Origin of the sequence: Kluyvera sp., from assembly GCF_047971185.1 — a bacterium.
Lineage (GTDB): Bacteria > Pseudomonadota > Gammaproteobacteria > Enterobacterales > Enterobacteriaceae > Kluyvera.
In genome coordinates, this window is sequence record NZ_JBKDZH010000119.1 from 1 (window position 1) to 4,288 (window position 4,288).

Sequence of the window (4,288 nt, forward strand, 5' to 3'; positions counted from 1 at the left end):
ATCAGACGGTTGATCTGCTCGATGCAACCTTCGTGAATGCCCTGCTCTTTCATCAGCTTGAACACCATGGAGATGTACAGCGGCAACACCGGAATAGCAGAAGATGCCTGTGTGATTACCGATTTCAGGACGGCAACGTTAGCAGAGCCGTTGAGCGGTGCCAGCTGGTTACGCAGTTCACCCGCCGCGCGGTCGAGGTCTTCTTTTGCTTTGCCCAGCGCGCCGTGCCAGTAGATTGGCCAGGTCAGATCGGTACCGATGTAGGAGTAAGCTACGGTTTTCACGCCGTCAGCCAGCACGCCCGCTTCGCTCAGCGCACCCATCCACAGTTCCCAGTCTTCGCCGCCCATCACGGTAACGGTGTTCTGAACTTCTTCTTCGGTGGCCGGCTCAATGCTGGCGGTGATGATCGGATCTTTGTTGGTATCAATCGCTGTAGAGGTGTAATCCTCGCCGATCGGCTTCAGCGCAGAACGGACGATTTCGCCGGTTTTCGGCATTTTACGCACCGGGGACGCCAGTGAGTAAACCACTAAATCAATCTGACCCAGGTCTTCTTTGATCAGTTTGATCACTTCATCGCGGCACTCGTCGGAGAACGCGTCGCCGTTGATGCTTTTGGAGTACAGGCCTTCACGCTTAGCGGCTTCATCGAAGGCGGCAGAATTATACCAGCCCGCGGAACCTGGTTTGGTTTCCGTGCCCGGTTTTTCGAAAAATACGCCGATAGTGGCGGCACCGCTGCCAAAGGCGGCGGAAATTCTGGATGCCAGGCCGTAACCGGTGGAAGCACCGATTACCAGCACGCGGGAAGGTCCGTTCTCAATTTTCCCGTTTTGCTTAACGTACTCGATCTGTTTTTCCACATTGACTTTGCAGCCAGTCGGATGGGTCGTTGTACAGATGAATCCACGAATTTTTGGTTTGATTATCATAATGATGGCTAATTAAGTTTGTATTTTCGCTGTCAAGTGCGCAATGACACCGTCTGTTCTGGCTTGCTTAACGACATGGTTAACAAGCCCCCCACATCTATTATGGCACGGGGCATTATACAGAAAAGCGGCTGCAATGATGAATTACGTCTGATTTTCGCTATAACGTAAAAGGGCTCATGTACAGACATGAACCCTTTTTACGCGGGCAGATGGGTTAGCTGGAATGGGTGAATTCGGCCATAAATTGCAGAATCAGCGCCATGGATACCGCGCCGGGGTCGCAGTGGCCGATGGCCCGTTCGCCGAGATTCTTCGCCCGGCCAAAGCGAGCCACCATGGTGGATGTCCTTTCTGCTCCGGCCATCGCCGCCTGCGCGCAGCGCGTTAGCGCGTCAGGCAATGGCAGTGAGGTGTCCAGGCGCGCGCGCGTTGCCGCTGCCGCTAGCGCATCCACCATCGTTTTATCGCCCGGTTCCGCGCCGCCGCGCTGGTGGATAGCCTGCATACCTATCTCCAGCCATTCAGCCAGCGTCGCGGCATCCAGCTCGCTGCGTCCAGCCAGCCCTTTGCCGCCCGCGCGAAACAGGGTGCCGAAAATGGCGCCGGATGCGCCGCCCATGCTGGTCATCAGCCGCGTGCCGCTTTGCAGCAGACAGTCGCCGATATCAACGGGAGAAAACGCAGACGAGGTGAGCAGCGTATGCAGCGCGGTGAAGCCGCGCTTGATACCGATACCGTGGTCGCCATCGCCAATAACCTGATCGAGCGCGGTCAACCGGGGTTCGCTGGCGATCATCCCTTCAGAGACATACTGTAAACAGGCAATGAATTGGGTGGTGTTCATCTTAGTTTCTCCAGCCGAGGGTGCGGATAGGGTAGTCGTACAGGCGCTGCAGTTCGTCATCCAGCCGCAGCATACTCAGGGAAAAGCCGGACATTTCCAGCGAGGTACAGAAATGACCCACCTGCACGTCGTAGGTCTCGATACCGCGTGCTGCCAGCGCCATACCCACTTTGCGAGTGACTACCATGAGCTCAGTGTTGCTTAATGCACCGAGGTTGTTGACGCTCACGCACACTCTGTCGCTCTGCGTGAAAGGCAGATCGTTACACAGGCGTTCGATCATCATCTCGACCAGTTCATCCGTCTGCGGCATGGGAATACGGCACAGCCCCGGCTCACCGTGAATGCCGATACCCAGTTCGATCTCGTTATCGTCCAGCGTGAAGTTAAAGGCATCGGCCTGCGGCAGCGCGCAGCCGCTGAGCGCGACGCCAATGGTGCGGATGTTGTGGTTAGCTTTTTGCGCCAGCGCTTCCAGCGCAGGCAGGGGATACCGTTCAAACTGAGCCGCCGCGCCGGCCAGCTTGTACAAAAATGCCAGGCCGCCCACGCCGCGACGGTCGGATATTCTTTCCGGCGGCGCGGAGGCAATATCGTCCGTGGCGCGCACGGTGCGGCACTCAATCCCTTCTTCCGCCAGAATTTCGCTCGCGATATCAAAGTTCATACCGTCGCCGGAGTAGTTGCCGTACAGAAACAGCACGCCGTTGCCCTGATGCACGGCCCGGCTGGCTTCGATAATTTGGTCGGGGGAGGGAGAGGTGAAGACTTCGCCTAGCGCACAGGCATCAATGCCCCCTTCGCCGACAAACCCGGCAAAAGTGGGCTCATGTCCACTGCCGCCGCCGCTGACGATAACGGTCTGGCCATTTTTCGCCATCGTGCGGTAAACCACGCAATACTCCGGCAGGGCGTGAATGTTCCCGCGACCGGCGTACACCAGCCCCTCCATGATTTCACTGCGAATATTATCGGTATTGTTGAAGATCTTTTTGGGTTTCTGCATCGTCACTCCCTCTTGTAAGGTCCTGTTTCTTTAGTGACGATTTTACCTGCCGCGCTCCTTTAGACCTGGCACCTTTGATACCAATTAATCTCCCGAACCAGGGGCATGACTGGGGCCATGCTATTCGGTCATTTTACGTTCCAGTACAATTTTCCAGAACGCATCCACCAACGGCTCATGCAGCCGCTTTTTCTGCACGCAGACGCCCAGCTCGAACGGCGTTTTCTCATCGCTGCGCTCTAAAATCATCACGCGGTTGCGCACTGGCTCCGGGCTGTTTTCCAGCACGATTTCGGGAATCAGCGCCACGCCGCAGCCCAGCGCCACCATCGACACCATCGCCTCGTGCCCGCCCACGGTCGCATAAATCGACGGGTTGCTGATTTTATGGCGGCGGAACCACAGTTCGATACGGCGGCGCACTGGACCCTGATCGGCCATGATAAACGGCACGGTTGACCAGTCGGGCTTATCGACGGAAACCTGATTGCGCACCGGGCAGGGCAGCGCCGGGGCGATCAGCACCACTGCCAGATTTTCCAGCATCGAAAACGCCACCGCGCCGGGCAGTGTCTCCGGCTTACCTGCGATCGCCAGGTCGGCCTCGCCAGTGGCCACCTTGTCCATCGCATCAGCGGCATCGCCAGTGGTGAGCTTGATTTCTACCGACGGATGCTCGGCGCGAAAGCGGTCAAGAATCGGCGGTAGATGGCTATAGGCGGCGGTGACGGAGCAGAAGATATGCAGTTCGCCCGACAGCGATGGCCCCTGCTGGTCAAGAGTATGGCGCAGTTGCTGATACTGTAGCAGCGTCTGCTGGGCAAATACGCGCAGCTCCTCACCCGCTTCGGTCAGCGTCACCGTGCGGTTATCGCGCACAAACAGCGGCTGGCCAAGGTCTTCTTCAAGGCGCTGAATCTGCCGGGAAAGCGTGGACGGGCTAACGTGCATCGCCCGCGCGCTGCGGCCAAAATGGCGGCTTTCCGCCAGATGCAGGAACATTTTCAGATCGCGTAAATCCACCGGCGAACCTCTTTATTTTGACGTTGCAGATATTGCAATGTGACGTTGTGAATATATCAATTTCCGCAATAAATTTCCTGTCATATAGTGGGTTCATTCTCGCAAAAGCGAACCGAACAATAAGACACACAACATCACGGAGTACACCATCATGGCTAACTACTTTAATACACTGAACCTGCGCCAGCAGCTGGCACAGCTGGGTAAATGTCGCTTTATGGGCCGCGACGAATTCGCCGACGGCGCGAGCTTCCTTCAGGGTAAAAAAGTGGTCATCGTCGGCTGTGGCGCTCAGGGTCTGAATCAGGGCCTGAACATGCGTGACTCCGGTCTGGATATCTCCTACGCCCTGCGTAAAGAAGCGATTGCTGAGAAGCGTGCTTCCTGGCGTAAAGCGACCGAAAACGGCTTCAAAGTGGGTACCTACGAAGAGCTGATCCCGCAGGCTGATCTGGTGGTTAACCTGACGCCGGACAA

Annotated in this window: 5 protein-coding genes; 1 reads left to right on the plus strand and 4 read right to left on the minus strand. The window is 56.8% G+C overall.

Features of this window, described 5'->3' with window-relative positions:
- The 4 genes from fabV to ilvY form a co-directional block, all read right to left on the minus strand.
- Window positions 1-935: enoyl-ACP reductase FabV (gene fabV, locus ACK5JN_RS23040; RefSeq protein WP_416872273.1), on the minus strand; the 935-nt coding region annotated here is incomplete at its 3' end.
- Between the two features lie 217 nt (window positions 936-1,152).
- On the minus strand, window positions 1,153-1,782 hold the full coding sequence (dhaL, locus tag ACK5JN_RS23045; RefSeq protein WP_416872274.1) for a dihydroxyacetone kinase subunit DhaL: 630 nt from the start codon (window positions 1,780-1,782) through the stop codon (window positions 1,153-1,155).
- 1 nt (window position 1,783) lies between these two features.
- A complete protein-coding gene (locus ACK5JN_RS23050; protein WP_416872275.1) occupies window positions 1,784-2,788 on the minus strand; it encodes a dihydroxyacetone kinase subunit DhaK in 1,005 nt (334 codons plus the stop codon).
- 120 nt (window positions 2,789-2,908) lie between these two features.
- Window positions 2,909-3,811, minus strand: coding sequence for an HTH-type transcriptional activator IlvY (gene ilvY, locus ACK5JN_RS23055; RefSeq protein WP_416872276.1), 903 nt, complete (start codon window positions 3,809-3,811; stop codon window positions 2,909-2,911).
- Window positions 3,812-3,962: 151 nt separating this feature from the next.
- Here ilvY and ACK5JN_RS23060 point away from each other — a divergent pair.
- The coding region (locus ACK5JN_RS23060; protein ID WP_416872277.1) for a hypothetical protein at window positions 3,963-4,288 on the plus strand (326 nt) is incomplete at its 3' end.

Excerpts from the sequence above, each read along its gene's own strand:
- dhaL (WP_416872274.1), bottom strand. The coding sequence starts at position 1,782 with ATGAACACCACCCAATTCATTGCCTGTTTACAGTATGTCTCTGAAGGG.
- ACK5JN_RS23050 (WP_416872275.1), bottom strand. The coding sequence starts at position 2,788 with ATGCAGAAACCCAAAAAGATCTTCAACAATACCGATAATATTCGCAGT.